The sequence below is a fragment of the Mycobacterium sp. E3247 genome (genome assembly GCF_001667785.1).
In the GTDB taxonomy this organism is placed as follows: Bacteria; Actinomycetota; Actinomycetes; order Mycobacteriales; family Mycobacteriaceae; genus Mycobacterium.
In genome coordinates this window covers 14,105-33,810 of record NZ_LZJG01000132.1, presented here as the reverse complement: position 1 = coordinate 33,810, position 19,706 = coordinate 14,105, and the positions used below count along the sequence as shown (strand labels likewise).

Below are 19,706 nucleotides of genomic sequence, written 5' to 3'. Positions count from 1 at the left end.
CCGTCGACCAACAACACCGTCTGCCACAGGCCCATCGCGGGCAGCGGGTCGAACACATCGCCCAGCAGGACCGGCGCGCCGCCGCGGCCCGCCAACCGGATCGCGGTCACCGAGCGGTCGATGCCAAGGGCCGGTATTCCCCGCTGAATCAGCCGGGCCACCAATCGGCCCGGCCCACAGCCCAATTCGATCGTCGGCCCGGTGCACATCCGCGTGACGGCTTCGTCGAAGTCCTCGTCGAAGGCGTCGCCGGATCCGTCACCGGGACATACGTCCTCGGGACATCGCACGCCCAGCCAGCGGTGCGCCGGTAGGGGCCGCAGCTCCCCGTCGTCGTGGCGAATCCAACATCGCTCGCCGCCGAGCGCCCGATCGTAGAGATGCCCCAGCATTCACGTCCCTCGCGTCCTGCCCGGCCGGGCGGTCCACGCTCGGTCCCGGTGAGGGACGTTGCGACGAAGAAACGCTGGCGCGTCTCGCCCTCGCCAGCACTCCACCGATACCCCGATCTTTGTTCGGCTAATCCACCGCCCTTGGAGTACGCGCGCGGGAGCGGAATGGTTCATCCGCGATCCGCTCGGCGGAAGTCCCGTCGCGCATGAGTTCTCACGGATCAATGGACAGCGCCGAACAGGAAGGCATCCAGTACGTCGTTCACCCGGGCCGGGTCTTCCAGCGCCGCGAGGTGCGCGATCCCGTCGAGCACGCGGAAGGAAGCGCCGGGGATCGACTCCGCCATCGCCCGGGTTTCGGGCACGGGGAAGGTGGCGTCTTCGGCGCCGGCGACCACCAGGACCGGGGCCGTGATCGTTCGCAGCAGGGCATGCTGGTCGGGGCGCGCGGGCACCACGCTGCGGACCGCCCAGCGGGCCGAATCGATGTTGACCGCGCGCAGGTTCGCGCGCACGGTCTCGACCACGTCCGGACGGGTACGCAGTGTCGTCGGGCCGAGGAAGGCGCGCAGCGCCGACGACGTCAGCGGCGGCCGGATGCCGCCCAGCACCGCGGCCGCGTGCAACATGGCCGCGTATTTCGCCTTCTGAACGACACCGGCTCTCGACGCCGTGCAGTTCATCAGCACGGCGCGGTCAAGCCGGTCGGGATGGTGAGCCGCGAACGTGGCGCCGATCATGCCGCCCCAGGAATTGCCCACGAAGTGGGCCTTGTCGATGCCGAGCCCGACCAGCAGGTCGACGACGCAGCGGGCGCAGTCGCCGAACGTGAAGGCCGACCGCAGCGGCTCGCTGCCGCCGTGGCCGGGCGAATCGATCAGCACCAGGCGGTGGCTGGCGCCGAAGTGCGCCGCCTGGCCCAACCACAGGTCCCCGGTCATCAACAGGCTGGGCCACAGCAGCACCGCGGGGCCGGTGCCGAGGCTGACCTGCACACGGATCTTGCCGAGCACGGTATCGACGAATCGCGAAGCGTATCCGGTCACGTTGCCTCCCGATGTCTCCAACCGCCGCATACCACTGATAGCAGGTCATCGGGTGTTGCGCGTCGGTGATACTGATGCGGTGCCGAACACCGATGTTCACCCTGACCTCCAGCGGGTCGCCCGTTTTGCCCCGCGCCGACTCGTCGGTCCCAGGACCCTGCGGATGATGCGGGCGGGAATCGCGCTGCGCGACCGCCTCGGAAAGCCCGTCGACGGTGTCGAGGAGCTCACGCTGGGTTCGGGAACCGGTGTCCGGCTGTTCCGGCCGGCCGGCGTGGCCGAGCCGACCCCCGCGCTGCTGTGGATCCATGGGGGCGGCTACGTGATCGGCACCGCCCGGCAGGACGACCGGCTCTGCAGCGGGTTCAGCCGGCGGCTGGGCATCACCGTCGCGTCGGTGGAATACCGTCTGGCGCCCGAACATCCATATCCCGCGCCGCTGGAGGACTGCTATTCGGCGTTGACCTGGCTGGCCGGCCTGCCGTCCGTGGACCGCTACCGGGTGGCCATCGGCGGCGCCAGCGCCGGCGGCGGCCTGGCCGCGGCCCTGGCCTTGCTCGCCCGCGATCGCGCCGAGGTGAGCCCCGCGTTCCAGTTGCTCACCTATCCCATGCTCGACGATCGCAGCTCGGCGTCCGCCCACGACGCGAACTACCGGCTGTGGGACACCCGCAGCAATCGGTTCGGCTGGGCGGCGTACCTCGGCGACGCCGACCCGCAGGTCGCCGTGCCCGGGCGCCGCGAAGACCTCAGCGGGCTGCCGCCGGCCTGGATCGGGGTCGGCACCCACGACCTGTTCCACGACGAGGATCTGGCCTACGCGCAACGCCTGACCGCCGCCGGGGTGCCGTGCCAGGTGGAGACCGTGGCGGGAGCCTTCCACGGATTCGATCTCATCGCGCCCAAAGCGCAAGTGTCGCAGCGGTTTTTCGACAGTCAGTGCGCCATGCTGCGCGCGGCGTTCGCCATCGCGTCGTGATCGCCGGTCACATCGCGAAGTAAACGAGCTCCCCACCGATGACGGTGGCCGCCACCATGCCGGCGTCCAGCTCTGCCAGCGCCGTCGCGGGTGGCTCGCTCAGCACACAGAGGTCCGCCGGTTCTCCGGTCGCCACCGTGCGCGGCCGGGCCAGCCGGTCCGGCGAGCCCAGGAACATCGCCAAAGCCTCTCGTGCGGAGACACATTCGTCGACGCCCAGGACGGCACCACTCGGGGTGGTGCGGTAGACGGCGGCGCGCATGGCCGTCCAAGGGTCGCCGTGGCCGAACGGCATGTCGGTGGACAGCGCCACGGGCACCGCCGCCTTCAGCAGCGAGGCGACGCGCCACAGCTGGTCGTGCTCGGCGGCGGGGACGTCGGCGAGGTAATGATCGCCGCGCTCGGCGATGAAGTTGGGCTGCGTCACCACCGTGACCCCCAACTCGGCCAGGTCGGACAGGTTGTCGTCGGGCACCACGGCGGCGTGCTCGATGCGGTCCTGCGGATGGCTGCCCGCCGCCCGCAGGGCCGCGATCGTCACCACGAGCTGGGCCGCGGTCACGCAGTGCACGGCGACCGGCCGGCCCGCGTCGTGCCGGCCCACGATCCAGTCCGCCAGCCCGTCCACATCGAGCCCGTCGTCGTGCAGAATCTTCTTGCCCGGCGACAGGAAGCTCGGCCGGGGGCGGAACTCCCCGCGCCGGTGCGCCACCACCAGCGACACCATGTCGTCGGCGTCGAGGTCGGGGGTGGCGTCGGTGACGCCGGTGACGCCGGTCGCGGTGATGCGCCGGCTCAGCTCCGCCAGGTCGCTTTCGCGCCGCTGCAGCAGGTCCGACCAGCCGTGGTCCGCGCTGCGCAGCCGCCCGTCGGGGTGGTCGGCCAGGCCCACCCGGCCCAGCGCCTCGGAGTTGAGGATCCACAGCGCACCGCTGCGGTGCTGGATGCGCACCGGGACGCCGCGCACCATGTTGTCGAGCGCGTCCCGGTCCAGGTCGCCGGCCACCGACTCGTGGTAGCCGACGGCGCGAATCCACCCGTCGGGCCCCGGCGTCGCGTTCGACAGCAGTTGCGCCAGCTCGGTTTTGGTGCTGACCCCGGGCGGCCCGACGAGGAACGAATCGAGCGCCGAGGCCGCCGAACGCACGTGCACGTGGTGGTCGTGCAGGCCGGGCAGGACGGTTCCCCCGCCGGCGTAGAGCACGCCCTCGCCGGGTTCGGCGACCAGGCCGTCACCCACTTCGTCGATCCGGTCCCCGAACCGGATGTCGATGGTCGTCCCGTCCAGCAGGGTGGCCCGCCGAATCAGCATGGCGGACAACCCCTTCGGGCCACCATCCGGCGCACCGCCTCGTTGTCTGCGCCCAGCCGGGCCGCGGGCCGGGCCGGCGGCGGAATGGGCGGGGGCGGCGCGGGCCGGTCAGCGCGCGACGGCTGCGTCGGCAGCGCCGCATAGCCGGCGGCGACCGCCGCCATCGAGACCTCGATCAGCTCGCCGCCGCCCCGGCCCAGCGAGTCGGCGATCAGCCGGGTCGCCTCCAGCCCGGTCAACGGATCGGCGATCGCGTCGCCGCAGAACACCGGCCCGTCGGCCGCGACGCCGACGAGGCCGCCGCCCACCGCGGCGTCGTCGCCGAACGCCGGCCGCTCGTCGAGGTAGCCCTTGATGCGCAACCAGATTCGCCCTTGCCCTGTGGCGACGTCGTCCGGTCCGAGCCGGCGCCGCGCCAGCGCCGCGGGACGCGAGCCTTCGATCACGACATCGGCCGCGGCGAGCAGCTCGCGCACCTCGTCGGCCTGACGATCGAAATCGACACAGTACGAGAGCTTTTCACCGTTCATCCAGTCGAAGAACGCTCGGTCGCCCGCTCGGGTGCCGTCCGGGCGGCCCGGGCTCTCGATCTTGACCACCGACGCACCCGCCCGGGCCAGCAGCTGTCCACACAGCGGGCCCGCCCACATGGAGGACAGGTCGGCGACCAGCAGGCCCGCGACGTCGCGCGCCGGTCCGCGGGGCCCGCGTGGTCGTATCCGCGGTTCGGTGGCCGCGGCTTCGCCCAGGGCGGCGGCGGGAATGTCGAGCAGTGCGGTGCGCTCGATGATCGCGGCGAGCGGTTGCGTTGCGGCCCAGCGCTGCAACGCCGGCCAGGGGTCGCACGTGGCGTCGTCGCTCTGCACCAGCGCGGGGACGGCGGCGGCGTCTTCGGGGCGCGACAACGTGATCGCGCACCAGCCGTCGGCGGCCACCAACAGCCGGGTGGCGCCGCCGGCGGACACCCGGCCGCCGCGGGTCAGGCCCAGCAGCGCGGCCCGCCCGGCCAGCAGGCCGGCGGCATCGATGGTCAGGCCCAACCGCTCGCCGACGGCCGCGGACACCCGCTGCGCGTGGGTCAGCACGTTCGCCCGGGAGAAGTCGGGCGGCCCTTCGGGCAGGCCGGTCAGGTAGGCCAGCCCGCTGCTTCCCCACGCCGACGCAGCCGAGCTCACGCCCCCCATTGTGCTCGCGGCGCGCCCGTTCAGAACTGCAGCGCGCGGAACCGCCAGTCCAGCACCGCGCGGTCCGCCTCGCCCGCCCCGTCGCCGACTGCGTAGACCAGCGATCGCAGCCGCAGCACGCCGCTCTGGCCGGCCGGCTCCGCGGACTCGACGTGCAACTCGCTGTACAGGGTGTCGCCTTCGTGGACGGGACCGGTGTGATCGCAAGACTCCCAGCCCAGCACCGTCACCAGGTTGGGCAGCAGCCTGCTCGCCTGCGCCAGGGCCAGCCCGATGGTGTGCCCGCCGTACACCAGCCGTCGGCCTGCCACCCGCGAATCATGGTGTGTGGCGGCGATGTTCAGGGTGAGCCGGGCGAGCTCCGGCGCACCGCTGACCACGTCGCCCGTGCTGTGCAGCACGGCGCCGGCCAGCCCCGGGTCGAAGTGCGGGCCGGGCACCCTGGAGCGGAACACTTCAGCGTCCCACTGCGCGGCCGGATCGGTGGCGGGGCCCGGCACGTCGGCGCCGACGGTGGACAGATCGTCCCCCGGTGCGTCATCGGGCTGCCAATCCGGGCTGGCCGGCAGCATGCCGCACCGGTAGAAGTCGAGCACCAACCGGTCGTCCTGATCGACGGTGATCATTCGTAGCGCCGCCAGGCCGGTCGGCGCCCGGCCCGGCTTGAGCGAGTTCGCGCGCAGCCCAACCACTTCCGTGCGGGTGTAGAGGGAATCGCCGATGACGGGGAAGCGGTGGAAGGTGAGTCCGCGGTAGAACAGGTTGGCCTTGACCCGCTGGGTGGCCAGTGTCGATTGCCCGATCGCCACGTCGCAGACCAGCGCCGGATGCGCCAGCGGGGCGGGCAGGCCAGTCACGGCCGCGCACAGGCCGGCGTCCAGCGCGAGCCGCAGCCGGTCCCCTACGATCGCCTGGTGGGCGGCGGCCAATCCCGACGAAAGGGTCGCCGCGGGCGCCCAGTCGAAGACCTGGCCGACCGCGAGATCGTCGAAGTACGGCCCGCCGGCACGGATTCCCGCGTACCCGTCACTAGTCACAACGCCACATGCTGGCAGGCTGTGGAATCGGTGGGCGAAGCGGGTCGCCACCATCGACCTCGTGGTGATCGCGAGCGCGGCGAAGCCGGGCGAAGCGGGTCGCCACCATCGACCTCGTGGTGATCGCGAGCGCGGCGAAGCCGGGCGAAGCGGGTCACCACCATCGACCTCGGAGGATGCGCGCAGGTGAACGACGAAGAAGAGATGCTGGTGGCCACGGTGCGGGCGTTCATCGACCGCGACGTCAAGCCGACCGTCCGCGAGGTCGAGCACGCCAACACCTATCCCGAGGCGTGGATCGAGCAGATGAAGCGAATCGGCATCTACGGCCTGGCGATTCCCGAGGAATACGGGGGGTCGCCGGTGTCCATGCCGTGCTATGTCCGGGTCACCGAGGAGCTGGCGCGCGGGTGGATGAGCCTGGCCGGCGCGATGGGCGGGCACACCGTGGTAGCCAAGCTGCTGACCCTGTTCGGGACCGAGGAGCAGAAGCGGACCTACCTGCCGGCGATGGCCACCGGCGAGCTGCGCGCCACCATGGCGCTGACGGAACCGGGTGGCGGCTCGGACCTGCAGAACATGACGACGACGGCCTTGCCCGTTGAGGGCGCGGACGGCACCCCCGGCGGCCTGCGGATCAACGGCGCCAAGACGTGGATCAGCAACGCGCGGCGGTCCGGGCTGATCGCGCTGCTGTGCAAGACCGATCCGAACGCCACACCGCGGCACCGGGGCATCTCGATCGTGCTCGTCCAGCCGGGTCCCGGCCTGACGGTATCGCGGGACCTGCCGAAGCTGGGCTACAAGGGCGTCGAGTCCTGCGAGCTGTCCTTCGACGACTTCTGTGCGCCCCAGTCGACGGTGCTGGGCGGCCGCATGGGCGAAGGCTTTTCGCAAATGATGAAGGGGCTCGAGACCGGGCGCATCCAGGTGGCTGCCCGCGCCCTGGGCGTGGCCACGGCGGCACTCGAGGACGCGCTGGCCTATGCGCAGCAACGGGAGAGCTTCGGCCAACCGATCTGGAAGCACCAGTCGGTCGGCAACTACCTGGCCGACATGGCCACCAAACTGACCGCAGCCCGGCAGCTCACCCGCTACGCCGCCGAACGCTACGACAGTGGCGAACGCTGCGACATGGAGGCCGGCATGGCCAAGCTGTTCGCCTCCGAGGTGGCGATGGAGATCGCCCTGAACGCCGTGCGGATTCACGGCGGGTACGGCTACTCGTGCGAATACGACGTGGAGCGCTACTTCCGTGACGCCCCCCTGATGATCGTCGGCGAGGGCACCAATGAGATTCAGCGCAACGTGATCGCCGGGCAACTGGTCGCGCGGGGTGGTATCTGAGCGCGAGCACGAATGTGCGGGCTTGACGCCGACGGGTCCTGTATCCTTGCCTGACTTCTCCCACCAGCAAAGCGGCGCGGGAGCAAAAGTTACTGCGACGAAAGAAAGTCGGCTGCCATGAGTTATCCCCCAGGGCCGCATGAAGGCTCGCCGGAATGGCAGGGTCAGCCGCCGGAATGGCAGGGCCAACCGCCGGAATGGCAGGGCCAACCGCCGGCTTGGCAGGGCCAGCCCCCGGGCTGGCCGGGTCAGCAACCGGGTTGGCCGCCGCCCCAGCCGGGCTGGCCGGGCCAGCCGGAACCCGAGAACTACCTCGTCTGGGCCATCCTGTGCACCGTGCTGTGCTGTCTGCCGCTCGGGATCGTCTCGATCGTCTACTCCACCAAGGTGTCCGGGCTGTGGGCCCAGGGCCGATACGCCGAGGCCCAGGAGGCGGCCAACAACGCCAAGAAGTGGGCCATCATCGGCGCCATTGTCGGGGCCGTCTTCGCCGTCATCCTCGTGCTCGTCTACGTTGCCATCGGCGTCTTCGCCGTCTCCCACCTGCCGTCGACCACGACCACCACGTATTCGGGCTTCTGACAACGCTTTAGGCCCTTTCAGTCGCGGATCGCGTCGACCAGTCCCCAGGCCAGCGCGGTGTCGGCGTCGATGGTGCGGCCCGACAACACGAGATAGGCGGTGCGCCACCGGCCGATCCGGCGGGTGACGCTGAGCGTTCCGCCGGCGCCGGGGATCAGCCCCAGCTGCAATTCGGGTAGCCCGAAAACCGAATCGTCGCGCGCGCCCACCCATCCGCAGAACGCCGCCATCTCGAGCCCGCTGCCCAGCACCCGGCCGTGCACCTCCGCCCTGCAGGCGGGTCCGAGCCGGGCGGTGAGCGCGCCGAGGGCCAGGGCGGGGCTGTGCCGGGTGCGCGCCAGGTGCGCGCTCGCCGGGTCGGCGAAGGTGCCGAATTCGGCGAGGTCTCCGCCGCTGCAGAACGACGGACCGTTGCCGCTCAACACGATCCCGGTCACCGACGGGTCCAGTTGCGCGACGGCCAGCGCCTCCAGCAGGGCGGCCCGCGCGTCGGTGGAGAACGCGTTGTGGCGTTGCGGCCGGTTGAACGCGATACGCAGCGTGTCGCCGTCGCGTTCGGCCCGCACCGGATCGACGATGTCGGGCATCCGGGCCGGGCCGCGCTCGGTCAGCCAGCGCGCGAATTCCGGGCCGGCCTGCAGGGTCGAGTACGCCAGCGACTCGGTCACCACCGCGGTCAGCGCCGGGCCGTCCGGATCCACCGCGCGCAACACGTCGTCGCAGACGCTACTGGCGTGCGGCCAGCGCCGACGGCGCTCGGTCAGCTCGGCCAGGGCGTCGGGGACCGACTGCACGGTGATGACCCTGCGATCGGCGCACCCATCCTCAGTAAGGGTGAAAGTCGCTTCCTGAAGCCAAGATTCGCCCGCGGCGATGTCGGCGGCGGAGCCGTAGGCGACGACGACGCCCGGCGGCGAGGCCGAACCGGGATCCGGTCGGCTGCAGATCGGGACCACCCGGAGCATGGGTCACACCGAGTATTTCTCGATCAGCCCGTTCTTGTAGAGCTTGCCGGTGTCGGTGCGCGGCAGCTGCGCCTCGAACGCGATCGACCGCGGACACTTGTAGTGCGCCAGACGATCCCGTAGCCAGGTCAGCAGCTCGTCGGCGAACTCGTCGGTGGCGTCGGCGGGGTCGACGGTCTGCACGGCCGCCAGCACGCGTTGCCCCATCTCATCATCGGGGACGCCGAAGACGGCCGCGTCCAACACCTTCGGGTGGGTGACCAGAAGGTTCTCGGTCTCCTGCGGGTAGATGTTCACCCCACCCGAGATGATCATGTGATGGCGGCGGTCGGTCAGGTACAGGTAGCCCTCGTCGTCCACATAACCGACGTCGCCGACGGTCACCCACCCGTGCGTGTCGCGGGACGCGGCGGTCTTCGCCTCGTCGTTGAGGTACTCGAAGGAATAGCCGCCGGCGAAATAGATTTCGCCGGCCTGGCCGGGCGGCAGCTCGTCACCGTTCTCGTCGAGGATGTGGATCTCGCAGGCCATCGGCTTGCCGACCGAGCCCGGGTGCGCCAGCCACTCCTCGGCGCTGATCAGGGTCGAGCCGATCGCCTCGGAGGAGGCGTAGTACTCGTCGATGATCGGCCCCCACCAGTCCATCATCTGCTTCTTGATCTCCACCGGGCACGGCGCCGCCGCGTGCATCACCCGCTGTAGGCTGGATAGGTCGTACGAATTACGCACGGATTCAGGCAGTTTCAGCATCCGGGTGAACATGGCCGGGACGAACTGGCCGTGCGTGACGCGGTAGCGCTCGATGGCGTCCAGACAGCCTTCGGGATCGAACTTCTCCAGCACCACCGTGGTGATCCCGCCGGCCTGCGCGCTCATCGACCACACCGACGGTGCGGTGTGATACAGCGGAGCCGGGCTCAGATAGACCGAATCGGGGTTCATCCAGAAACTGACCAGGGCCGACATCATGCCCGGCGCCTCGGCCGGCGGCACGTGCGGCAATGCGCGCTTGATGCCCTTGGGCCGGCCGGTGGTCCCCGACGAATACTGCAGCAGGTCGCCTTCGAGCTCGTCGTCGATCGGGGTGTCCGGCTCGGCGGCAACGCATTCGGGGTAGCGCTGCCAGCCGTCTAATTCGTCGTCTGCGATCATCCGCAGTTCGGGCAGGCCGCCCGGCAGGTGCTCGGCCAGGTTCTCGCAGGTTTTGCGCAGCGCCGCCGACCCGATGATCGCCCTGGCGGCGCTGTTGTCCACGATGTAGGCGGCCTCGGCCGGGGTCAGGTGGGTGTTGATCGGCACGTAGTACAGGCCGCTGCGGCGTGCCGCCCACATGACCGCGTGCATGTGCTCGTTGTTCTCCATGAGGATGGCGACGACGTCGCCCTCGGTGAGGCCCGCGCGCCGGAAATGGTGCGCCAGCCGGTTGGCCCGCGCCTCCAGCTCATCGAAGGTGACGACGGTGCCGGACGGGTGAAGAATGACGGCGGGCTTATCGGCGCCGCAATGCTCGCGAATCTGCATGCGCAGACTGTACCGCCGAAAAACTTGACGGGTGTCAAGTGGTCACGGTGCCGGTCGCGCCGCGCCGAGGGGCCGGTGGCTAGCCCGACCTAGTCGGCGTCGCCCAGCCGCTGCTTGAGCGCCTCGAACTCGTCCTTCACGCCGGTCGGGAGCCGCTCGCCGATGAACTCGAACCACTCCTCGATCGACGGGAGCTCCTTGCGCCACTCGTCGGCACGGACGGCCAACGCCTGGGTCACGGCGTCGCTGCCGACGTCGAGCCCGTCCAGGTCGAGGTCGCCGGCGGTCGGCACGATCCCGATCGGGGTGTCCTGGCCGCCGGCCCGGTGCTCGATGCGGTCGACGATCCACTTCAGCACCCGGCTGTTCTCGCCGAAGCCCGGCCACAGGAAGTCGCCGTCCGCGTCGCGGCGGAACCAGTTGACGAAGAACACCTGCGGCAGCTTGGACTCGTCGGAGTTCTTGCCCAGGTCCAGCCAGTGCTGGAAGTAGTCACCGACGTGGTAGCCCAGGAACGGCAGCATGGCCATCGGGTCGCGGCGCACGGTGCCCACCTTGCCCTCGGCGGCGGCGGTCTGCTCGCTGCCCATGGTGGCCCCCATGAACACGCCGTGCTGCCAGTTGCGGGCCTGCGTCACCAGCGGCACCGTGGTCTTGCGACGCGCGCCGAACAGGATGCCGGAGATCGGCACGCCCTGCGGGTCGTCCCACTCCGGCGCCAGGATCGGGCACTGCGACATCGGCGTGCAGTAGCGCGAATTCGGGTGCGCGGCGGTGGTTTCCGTCTCGCGGAAGTACCAGTCGTTGCCCTTCCAGTCGATCAGGTGCTCGGGGCTGCCCTCCAGGCCCTCCCACCACACCTCGTCCTCGTCGGTGAGCGCGACGTTGGTGAAGACGGTGTTGCCGGCCTCGATGGTGCGCATGGCGTTGGGGTTGGACTTCCAGTTGGTGCCCGGGGCGACACCGAAGAACCCGAACTCGGGGTTGACGGCGTACAGGCGGCCGTCCTTGCCGAACCGCAGCCAGGCGATGTCGTCACCGAGCGTCTCGGCACGCCAGCCGGGGATGGTCGGCTGCAGCATGGCCAGGTTCGTCTTGCCGCACGCCGACGGGAACGCCGCGGCGAAGTAGTAGGCCTTGTTCTCCGGGGAGATGAGCTTGAGGATCAGCATGTGCTCGGCCAGCCAGCCCTCGTCGTGGGCCATGGCCGACGCGATGCGCAGCGAGTAGCACTTCTTGCCCAGCAGGGCGTTGCCGCCGTAGCCGGAGCCGTAGCTCATGATCTCGCGGGTCTCGGGGAAGTGGGTGATGTACTTCGTGTCGCTGCACGGCCACGGCACGTCTTCTTGGCCCGGCTCCAGCGGCGCGCCGACGGAGTGCAGGGCCTTGACGAAGAACCCGTCGTCGCCCAGCTTCTCCAGCGCGGCCTTGCCCATCCGGGTCATCACCTTCATCGAAACGACGACGTATTCGGAGTCGGTGATCTCCACGCCCAGCTTGGGGTCCTCGGCGCCGAGCGGGCCCATGCAGAACGGCACCACGTACATGGTGCGCCCGCGCATGCAGCCGCGGTACAGGTCGGTCAGGGTGGACCGCATCTCGGCGGGGTCCATCCAGTTGTTGGTCGGCCCGGCGTCTTCCTTGCGTTCGGAGCAGATGAAGGTGCGGGACTCGACGCGGGCCACGTCGGAAGGGTCGGACAGCGCCAGGAACGAGTTCGGATGCTTGTGCGGGTTCAGCCGCTTGAAGGTGCCCGCCTCGACGAGCTGATCCGTCAGCCGCTGCCACTCCTCGTCGGAACCGTCGGCGAAGACCACCCGCTCGGGCTGGGTGAGCTCGGCGACCTCCTGCACCCACGACAGCAGCCCTTGATGTTTAGTGGGCGCGGTATCCAAACCGGGAATGGTCGCTGAGGTCATCGAAGTCTCCTGAATTCTTCGTCGTACTCGGGCTTCTTTGGGTGCCTATCGCGTATGCGGTCGCCCACACAACGGTTGACATGGTGGCGTTAACTACAGGTTATCGTGAGGATCTTGTCGGGGAAGTCTCGGGCAGGTATAAGCCTTCTCACAACAACGATTCAGAAGACTCCGCAGAATCGCCATCACCGCTCCTAGAAGCCGGTTTTTCGGTTACTCCGTGTTCGCCGTCCTGCTCCGCGTCCGAAGCGGAGCCGCCGACGGGCGGAATACCCGCTTCACCGAGTTCTGCACGCACGGCGTCGAGGGCCGCCTGCACCGTGGGCATCTCGCGGTCCCGCGCGGCGGCGGCCCGCGACGCGGCCATGGCGTGGGCACGCAGTTCGCGGTCGATCGCGCTGACCTGCTCGCTCACCTCGGCGTTCTCCACCTCGTCCTGGGCCAGCACCGCCTTGCTCAGCACCGACTCGGCCACCAGGACGCGGGTGGCGACCAATTCCTCGGCCACCGACCGCAGGGATGACGTCACGTCGCCCGCCCAGCGGTCCAGCAGCGCACGGTCGCGCAGCAGGCTGCGGATGTTGATCACCAGGAGGGTGACCGCCAGCCCGACCGCCACGCATGTCACCGCCGCGACGACGGACAGCGCGGGGCTGAGCCGCGCGGCCAGCCCGTTCAGCAGGCGGCTCAAAGTCAGCGCCACACCCAGGCCGAAGCCGGCGCCCAGCAGCATCAGCAGCCAGGTTTCGTGCCGGCGGGATTTCAGCGGCGGCGGCGGGACGTCGACCGTCGGCAGTTCCTCGAGGGCCGGCAGGGTCGTCGCGACCCCCACCACCTGCGCGACGTCGGCGAGCTGGGTGGCGGTGCCCTCGTTCACTTCGGCGACGACCTCGCCCAGCCGGCCGCGGGTGTGCGCCTCGAAGCCGGGCATGTCGCGCCGGGACAATCCCGCGACGTCCTCCTGCAGCTCGGTGCGCACCGACGAGCAGCGGTTGCGCGCGAAGTGGGACAGCTGGACGCGCGCCTGCTGGATCTGGCCGCGCAGCGTGATCGTGCGCTCGGTTTTGGCCTCCCGCCGCTGCCGCAGCGCCGTGCTGCGCTCGTCGCGCAACGCGTCGACCCGGGCCCGCCGCCCGGCGCCGTCGGCGTCGCGGTCGAACCGCTGCGCGACGGTCTCCAACCGGAATTCCCACGCCCGCAACCTGTTTCGGCGCGCCAGTGCGGGATCGGCCAGTTGCGCCGATACGGTTTCCACCAGCTCGTCGACGTCTGGTTCGCCGACGTCGGGCAACGCGGCCGCGCCCACCCAGGGCACGCCGCCGTACCGCCGCGCGTGCGGGGCCAGCGTCTCGCGGTTGGCGGCCAGCACGTCGCGCCACGCGCGGTGCACGTCGATCTTGGACACCACCCCGACGACCACGTCGGTGTGTGCGGCGGCGGCGTCCAGCAACGCGCAGTCGGACGGCGTGAGCTGGGCGGCCGCCGAGACGACGAACACCACCGCCGTCGGCACCTCGCCGGGACCCAGCTCCGCCGACTCGACGAATTTCTGGTCAGGCAACCGTTCGGTCAGCACCGCCGCCACCGCGCTGACCCCGGACATCCACGGTCCGGTCACCAGCACCACGTCGCGGCGGTGGACGGCGGGGGCGTCCAGCTCCGGTCCGATGCCCGCCACCAGCGCGTCGACCGCGGCCACCGGATCGTCGTGCGCCTCCCCGTTCACCGCCAGTCCCCCGGCGGCGGGGTGGGCAGCGATCCGCAGGCCTGCGACCACAACCGCATCGATCCCCGAGCGATGTCGGCGCCGCAGGCGCGGTGCAGGTCGCTGACTGACGCGCGGCTGTAGCGCTGCCACCGCACCGCGCGCGGCAGGTGCGCGGACGGATCGCGGTTCCAGTCGGCGCGTCCCGAGTTGTCAGGGTCCAGCCCGGCCGCCTCGGCCAGGTCGACGGCGGCCGCCATCCGCGCGACCACGGTGTCGTCGTGGGACAGGAACGCACCGATCCGCTCGGCGGATTCACCCGGGCCGACGGCCAGCGCCTCCAGGTCCGCGACGGCGTCCAGCACCCGCTGGTAGCGCGCCTCGGCGCCGGCGATCGAGATGTGGGACAGGACGGCGTCGACACCGCTCGTCCGACGGAGCAGGGCCCGCACCTGCGGGACCGTTCTGCCCTGCCGGATCGCGGCGACGGCGAGCGCGATGCCGAACAGGTCCAGGGTGTCCAGCAGGCGCCGTCGCACGTCGGCCGTGACCGGGTTGTCGGCGGCCAGGAACCCGGCGAACGAACCGTCGAGCGCGGTCGCCACGCCCGGGTGCGCGGCCACCGTCCGCAGCGCCGCCCACAACGCGGCGTCCAGGTCGTCGAGCGCGGCGGCCGCGAGCAGGCCGGTCATCGGGACCATGGGGGCGCCCAGCACGGCCTCCAGTTCGGCGCAGCGGGTTCGCGCCGCCGCGATCGGCCCGTCGCCGCGGGACAGGGACCCGGTCAGGTCGGCCTTGTTCAGCACCGCCACCACCGGGCGTCCGGCGCCGCCGATCGCGTCGACGTCCTCGGGCTTGACCACCTCGGCGGTCACGTACACCAGCAGGTCGGCGTCGCGGTCGTCGGCGGTTGTCACCGAGACGCCCGCGGCGGCTCCGGCGCCGCCCAGCGCGCGGGCCACCGTGCCACGGCCCACGCCGGGCCGCCCCCGGACGAGCACGCGCAGCGCGGCGGCCGTTCGCTCGGCGATCTCCGTGACGCGCGGGTCGGCGTGGCCGGCGGCGAAGCGTGCCAGCTCGTCGACGAAATCCTGGTGTCCTTGTCCCCTCATATCCCCTCAAATGTCCTGCATGCGGTTCGACGGGCCCGACCCGGGGGCCGATCGGGTTCCAGCGAATGGTGGCACCTGCGTCACTTTGATGCGAGCCACCGTTTGACTGTTACCAGCTGAAGACAACTGTTGGGTATCAATCTGGACCAGGGGCGGCTACATCACCGGTTTATGGGCCACCATGGACAAATGCATGCGCAACCCGGGGTGGAAGTGTGTCCCGACGCGCCGGAGCAGTCGGATGGGACGCGCAACCAGCGCCATCTTCCTGCATCGACCTTCCGCTCCCGACGTTCCGCCCTGTCCGACGCCCAGCGCCGGACCTGGGAACGGCTGTGGCCGGAGCTGGGCCTGTCCCTGGGCGCCCCGGCGCCCGAAGGCGCCGAGCCGCCGCTGGACACCCGGGCGTGGTTCGGTCGCCGCGCGCCGCTGGTGCTCGAGATCGGTTGCGGCAGTGGCACATCGACCTTGGCGATGGCGAAGGAAGAGCCGGGGGTGGATGTGCTCGCGGTGGAGATCTACAAGCGGGGCCTGGCTCAGCTGCTGTGCGCGATCGACCGTGAGCACGTGGGCAACATCCGGTTGATCCGCGGCAACGCGCTGGATGTGCTGCAGCGGTTGATCGCGCCCGGGTCGCTGACCGGGGTCCGGGTCTTCTTCCCCGACCCCTGGCCGAAGGCCCGTCACCACAAGCGCCGGTTTCTGCAGCCGGGCACGATTGGCCTGATCGCCGACCGGTTACTCCCTGGTGGTGTCCTCCACGTCGCGACGGACCACCCCGGCTACGCCGAACACATCGGCGCCTGCGGCGATGCCGAGCCGCGGCTGCGTCGCGCCGGTCCCGGCGCCGGGCTGCCGATCTCGGTGGTGCGGCCGACCACCAAATACGAGTCAAAGGCCCACGAAGCGGGCAGCGCCGTGACCGAATTCATCTGGCTACGACACGAGTAGGCGATGACCATGAGCCTGGCGGAAGAACAGACCGCGGCAGATCCCCTGGCGGCGTTGCCCGACGACTCGCTGGGCGGCTTCTCGCCGCCGGGCGGGCGCGTCCTGCTGGTGTGGGACGCACCCAACCTCGACATGGGGCTCGGCTCGATCCTGGGCCGGCGGCCCACCGCCCTGGAGCGGCCGCGGTTCGACGCCCTGGGACGCTGGCTGCTGGCGCGCACGGCCGAGGTCAGCGCCGCCCGGCCGGGTGTCGTGGTCGAGCCCGAGGCCACCGTCTTCACCAACATCGCACCGGGCAGCGCCGAAGTCGTGCGGCCCTGGGTCGACGCCCTGCGCAACGTAGGGTTCGCGGTGTTCGCCAAGCCGAAGATCGACGAGGACAGCGACGTCGACCGCGACATGCTCGCCCACATCGAACTGCGGCGCAGCGAAGGGCTGGCGGCGCTGGTGGTGGCCTCGGCCGACGGGCAGGCGTTTCGTCAACCGCTGGAGGAGATAGCGCGCAGCGGAGTCGCCGTCCAGGTCATCGGATTTCGCGAACATGCGAGTTGGGCGCTAGCGTCGGATACCTTGGACTTCGTCGACCTGGAAGACATCAGCGGTGTATTCCGGGAGCCATTGCCGCGAATCGGCCTGGATTCGCTGCCTGACCAGGGAGCATGGCTGCAGCCGTTCCGGCCGCTGTCCGCTCTGTTGACCGCGCGTGTGTGACACTGGCTTGGAAACCGAAAGACACCACGCGGGTCGTTAACGATCCAGTAAGGAGCTTGCGTGTTCGCCTGGTGGGGTCGAACTGTGTACCGGTACCGGTACATCGTGATCGGGGTCACGGTAGCTCTGTGCCTGCTGGGTGGGGTTTTCGGGATGAGCCTCGGCAAGCATGTCACACAGAGCGGCTTCTACGACGAGGGCAGCCAATCCGTGAAGGCCTCGGTGCTGGGCGACCAGACCTACGGCCGCGACCGCACCAGCCACATCGTCGCCACCTTCACCGCCCCGCCGGGCAAAACGGTGGACGACGCGGCGTGGCGCGACAAGATCGTCTCCGAGCTCAACAAGTTCAAGGCCGACCACCCCGACCAGGTCGTCGGGTGGGCCGGCTGGCTGGCGGCCCCCGACAGCACGAACCCCCTGATCAAGGGCATGGTCAGCGAGGACAAGAAGCACACCTTCGTGTCCATCCCACTCAAGGGCGACGACGACGACAGCATCCTCAACAATTACAAGGCCATCGCGCCCGACTTGCAGAAGCTCGACGGCGGCACCGTGCAGCTGGCCGGCCTCGAGCCCATCGCCAACGCCCTGACCGGCACCATCGCCACGGACCAGCGCCGTATGGAGGTCCTGGCGCTGCCCTTGGTGACGGTCGTCCTCTTCCTGGTGTTCGGCGGTGCGATCGCCGCCGGCCTGCCGGCCATCGTGGGTGGGCTCAGCATCGCCGGCTCGCTGGGCATCCTGCGGCTGGTCGCCGTGTTCGGGCCAGTGCATTTCTTCGCCCAGCCGGTGGTGTCGCTGATCGGCCTGGGTATCGCCATTGACTACGGGCTTTTCGTGGTCAGCCGGTTCCGGGAGGAGATCGCCGAGGGCTACGACACCGAGGCCGCCGTGCGCCGCACCGTGATGACGGCCGGGCGCACCGTGACGTTCTCGGCGGTCCTGATCATCGCGTCGAGCGCCAGCCTGCTGGTGCTGCCCCAGGGCTTCGTGCACTCGCTGACCTACGCGATCTTCGCCGCCGTGGGGCTTGCCGCGTTGCTGTCGATCACATTCCTGCCGGCCTGCCTGGGCATCCTCGGGCGCCACGTCGACGCGCTGGGCGTGCGGACCGCGTTCCGCGTGCCGTTCCTGCGGAACTGGAAGTGGTCGCGGGCCTACCTGAACTGGCTGGCCGACCGGCTACAGAAGACCAAGACCCGCGAAGAGGTGGAGGCCGGCTTCTGGGGCAAACTGGTCAACTGGGTGATGAAGCGGCCGCTGGCCTTCGCCATCCCGATCGCCGTCGGCATGATCCTGCTGGTCATCCCGCTGGGCAACCTGTCGTTCGGCGGCATGAGCGAGAAGTACTTGCCCCCGGACAATCCCGTGCGCCTGGCGCAGGAGCACTTCGACAAGCTCTTCCCCGGCTACCGCACCGAGCAGCTGACGATGGTCATCCAGAGCACCAACGGCAGCAAGGTCACCGACCAGCAGGTGGCCGACATCCGGAACCGGATCTCGTCGATCGGCGGCTTCACCGACAAGACGTGGGAGGAACGGGCGTGCCCGACCATCGCCGGCAATCCCTGCGTCGCCGGGCCGAACGGGACGACGGTGCCCAAGGACGGTTCGGTGCGGGTGATCCAGAACGGGCTGGTCAACAAGAGTGATGCGGCGAGGAAGCTGGCCGAATTGCGGGCGATCAGCCCGCCGAAGGGCCTCAACCTCTATGTCGGCGGCACCCCCGCGTTGGAGCAGGACAGCATCCACAGCCTGGCCGAGAAGGGTCCGTTGATGCTGGTGCTGTTGCTCAGCGCCACGCTGCTACTGATGTTCCTGGCCTTCGGGTCGGTGGTGCTGCCGGTCAAGGCCGTGTTGATGAGCGCGCTCACGCTTGGCTCCACGCTGGGCATCTTGACGTGGATCTTCGTCGACGGGCACTTGTCGGGCGTGCTGAATTTCACGCCGACGCCGCTGATGGTGGTACTCATCGCGCTGGTCGTCGCCGTGGGCTTCGGTCTGGCCACCGACTACGAGGTGTTCCTGGTGTCGCGGATGGTCGAGGCGCGCGAACGCGGCATGTCGACGGCGGAGGCGATCCGGATCGGCACCGCGACGACCGGGCGCCTGATCACCGCCGCCGCCCTCGTCCTCGCGGTGGTCGCCGGTTCGTTCGTGTTCTCCGACCTGGTGCTGATGAAGTATCTGGCATTCGGCCTGATGGCGGCGCTGCTGCTGGACGCCACCGTGGTTCGCATGTTCCTGGTGCCCTCGGTGATGAAGCTGCTCGGCGACGACTGCTGGTGGGCCCCTCGCTGGGCCCGGCGGCTGCAGAACAGGATCGGGCTGGGCGAGATCGACCTGCCCGACGAGCGCAAGCGGCCCACCCTCAACGGGCGGCCCGCGCGGCCGCCGGTCGGGGCCAGCCTGGTCGCCGCCGCGCCACGCGCGCCGCACGACCCCACCCACCCCGCCGCCCTCGAGCCGTCGCGCGCGACGCGTCCGGGGCCGGCGGAGCCCAAGCCCATTCCGGATGTGCCCACGCGCGCCGCGGCACCCCCGGCCGATGCCGCCGGCACCGCCCGCCTGCAAACCAGGCCCGGTCAGCCGACGGAGGCCCAGACGACGCGCCTGTCCGTGCCCACCGCCGCCCCGGCCAACCCGGCACCACCGGCCCGTCCGCCCGCCCCGGGCCCGGCCGCGCCGCGGCCCCCACCGTCGGGCGGCCAGACCCGGGCGATTCCGGTGCCCACCAACCGCACCGACGACCCCGCCGATGCGGCCGAACCCACCACCGCGTTCCCGTCGATGCGGCCGGAGGGTGCCGACTCCGACGCGGCCACCGAGAAGTTGAACTCCCCCGGGCAGAGCGAGAACGGCGATGCGCGCCAGCGCCGTCGCTCCGGCGGCGGCCTGTCCGCCCAGGACCTGCTGCGCCGCGAGGGACGGCTCTAAAAC

15 protein-coding genes and 1 pseudogene are annotated in these 19,706 nt (G+C 70.4%); 6 read left to right on the top strand and 10 right to left on the bottom strand.

All coding sequences use genetic code 11. The features are described 5' to 3' along the window. Both A9X04_RS07120 and A9X04_RS07115 read right to left on the bottom strand, forming a co-directional pair. Positions 1-392: pseudogene (locus tag A9X04_RS07120) on the bottom strand (class I SAM-dependent methyltransferase); the annotation flags it as partial. Between the two features lie 221 nt (positions 393-613). Further along, entirely contained in the window at positions 614-1,405 is a 792-nt protein-coding gene (locus A9X04_RS07115) for an alpha/beta fold hydrolase (protein ID WP_255396477.1), read from the bottom strand. Between the two features lie 112 nt (positions 1,406-1,517). Between A9X04_RS07115 and A9X04_RS07110 the strand changes: the two genes are divergently transcribed. Further along, on the top strand, positions 1,518-2,417 hold the full coding sequence (locus A9X04_RS07110) for an alpha/beta hydrolase (protein ID WP_067918947.1): 900 nt from the start codon (positions 1,518-1,520) through the stop codon (positions 2,415-2,417). A gap of 7 nt (positions 2,418-2,424) precedes the next feature. Here the strand turns inward: A9X04_RS07110 and A9X04_RS07105 are convergent, their stop codons facing one another. From A9X04_RS07105 to A9X04_RS07095, 3 genes are read right to left on the bottom strand one after another with little or no spacing between them, the layout of a single operon-like run. Continuing rightward, entirely contained in the window at positions 2,425-3,729 is a 1,305-nt protein-coding gene (locus tag A9X04_RS07105; RefSeq protein ID WP_067918946.1) for an amidohydrolase family protein, read from the bottom strand. Next, on the bottom strand, positions 3,723-4,913 hold the full coding sequence (locus A9X04_RS07100; protein WP_067918945.1) for a CoA transferase: 1,191 nt from the start codon (positions 4,911-4,913) through the stop codon (positions 3,723-3,725). Before A9X04_RS07100 ends, A9X04_RS07105 begins: the two co-directional genes overlap by 7 nt. A gap of 20 nt (positions 4,914-4,933) precedes the next feature. Then, entirely contained in the window at positions 4,934-6,004 is a 1,071-nt protein-coding gene (locus A9X04_RS07095) for a MaoC family dehydratase (protein ID WP_156764248.1), read from the bottom strand. A 132-nt stretch (positions 6,005-6,136) separates the two neighbouring features. On the opposite strand from A9X04_RS07095, the gene A9X04_RS07090 reads away from it, so the two are divergent. Together A9X04_RS07090 and A9X04_RS07085 are read left to right on the top strand one after the other, a co-directional pair. Beyond that, the gene (locus tag A9X04_RS07090; protein ID WP_067918943.1) at positions 6,137-7,297 is read left to right on the top strand and encodes an acyl-CoA dehydrogenase family protein; all 1,161 of its coding nucleotides are present in this window, start codon (positions 6,137-6,139) and stop codon (positions 7,295-7,297) included. Positions 7,298-7,414: 117 nt separating this feature from the next. Continuing rightward, positions 7,415-7,879 (top strand): CD225/dispanin family protein, encoded by a 465-nt coding sequence (locus A9X04_RS07085; RefSeq protein WP_067918942.1) that lies wholly within the window; start codon positions 7,415-7,417, stop codon positions 7,877-7,879. 17 nt (positions 7,880-7,896) lie between these two features. On the opposite strand, the gene A9X04_RS07080 is transcribed toward A9X04_RS07085, so the two are convergent. From A9X04_RS07080 to A9X04_RS07060, 5 genes are all read right to left on the bottom strand, one after another. Continuing rightward, positions 7,897-8,844 carry an enoyl-CoA hydratase/isomerase family protein gene (locus tag A9X04_RS07080; protein ID WP_067918941.1) on the bottom strand — a complete coding sequence of 316 codons (948 nt, stop codon included), beginning with the start codon at positions 8,842-8,844 and terminating at the stop codon, positions 7,897-7,899. A gap of 3 nt (positions 8,845-8,847) precedes the next feature. Beyond that, complete coding sequence (fadD4, locus tag A9X04_RS07075; RefSeq protein WP_067918940.1) at positions 8,848-10,365, bottom strand: fatty-acid--CoA ligase FadD4; 1,518 nt, start codon at positions 10,363-10,365, stop codon at positions 8,848-8,850. An 89-nt stretch (positions 10,366-10,454) separates the two neighbouring features. Next, positions 10,455-12,284, bottom strand: coding sequence for a phosphoenolpyruvate carboxykinase (GTP) (locus A9X04_RS07070; RefSeq protein ID WP_067918939.1), 1,830 nt, complete (start codon positions 12,282-12,284; stop codon positions 10,455-10,457). A gap of 148 nt (positions 12,285-12,432) precedes the next feature. Further along, positions 12,433-14,010, bottom strand: a complete 1,578-nt coding sequence (locus A9X04_RS07065) for a hypothetical protein (protein ID WP_067918950.1) — start codon at positions 14,008-14,010, stop codon at positions 12,433-12,435. After that, positions 14,007-15,101 carry a hypothetical protein gene (locus A9X04_RS07060; RefSeq protein ID WP_067918938.1) on the bottom strand — a complete coding sequence of 365 codons (1,095 nt, stop codon included), beginning with the start codon at positions 15,099-15,101 and terminating at the stop codon, positions 14,007-14,009. Before A9X04_RS07060 ends, A9X04_RS07065 begins: the two co-directional genes overlap by 4 nt. Before the next feature lie 171 nt (positions 15,102-15,272). Between A9X04_RS07060 and trmB the strand changes: the two genes are divergently transcribed. Genes trmB through A9X04_RS07045 form a run of 3 tightly spaced genes read left to right on the top strand, consistent with a single transcriptional unit; the run spans position 15,273 to position 19,703 of the window. Beyond that, on the top strand, positions 15,273-16,052 hold the full coding sequence (gene trmB / locus A9X04_RS07055) for a tRNA (guanosine(46)-N7)-methyltransferase TrmB (protein ID WP_197509077.1): 780 nt from the start codon (positions 15,273-15,275) through the stop codon (positions 16,050-16,052). Between the two features lie 3 nt (positions 16,053-16,055). Next, entirely contained in the window at positions 16,056-16,763 is a 708-nt protein-coding gene (locus A9X04_RS07050; RefSeq protein WP_369804433.1) for an NYN domain-containing protein, read from the top strand. 60 nt (positions 16,764-16,823) lie between these two features. Continuing rightward, entirely contained in the window at positions 16,824-19,703 is a 2,880-nt protein-coding gene (locus tag A9X04_RS07045; RefSeq protein WP_067918936.1) for an MMPL family transporter, read from the top strand. Positions 19,704-19,706 lie beyond the last annotated feature (3 nt).

Bases quoted from the DNA above. Each gene is read 5' to 3' on its own strand.
- A9X04_RS07070 (WP_067918939.1), bottom strand. From the start codon at position 12,284: ATGACCTCAGCGACCATTCCCGGTTTGGATACCGCGCCCACTAAACAT.
- A9X04_RS07080 (WP_067918941.1), bottom strand. From the start codon at position 8,844: ATGCTCCGGGTGGTCCCGATCTGCAGCCGACCGGATCCCGGTTCGGCC.
- A9X04_RS07095 (WP_156764248.1), bottom strand. From the start codon at position 6,004: ATGGTGGCGACCCGCTTCGCCCACCGATTCCACAGCCTGCCAGCATGT.
- A9X04_RS07100 (WP_067918945.1), bottom strand. From the start codon at position 4,913: ATGGGGGGCGTGAGCTCGGCTGCGTCGGCGTGGGGAAGCAGCGGGCTG.
- fadD4 (WP_067918940.1), bottom strand. From the start codon at position 10,365: ATGCAGATTCGCGAGCATTGCGGCGCCGATAAGCCCGCCGTCATTCTT.
- A9X04_RS07105 (WP_067918946.1), bottom strand. From the start codon at position 3,729: ATGCTGATTCGGCGGGCCACCCTGCTGGACGGGACGACCATCGACATC.
- A9X04_RS07050 (WP_369804433.1), top strand. From the start codon at position 16,056: ATGACCATGAGCCTGGCGGAAGAACAGACCGCGGCAGATCCCCTGGCG.
- A9X04_RS07085 (WP_067918942.1), top strand. From the start codon at position 7,415: ATGAGTTATCCCCCAGGGCCGCATGAAGGCTCGCCGGAATGGCAGGGT.
- A9X04_RS07060 (WP_067918938.1), bottom strand. From the start codon at position 15,101: ATGAGGGGACAAGGACACCAGGATTTCGTCGACGAGCTGGCACGCTTC.
- trmB (WP_197509077.1), top strand. From the start codon at position 15,273: ATGGGCCACCATGGACAAATGCATGCGCAACCCGGGGTGGAAGTGTGT.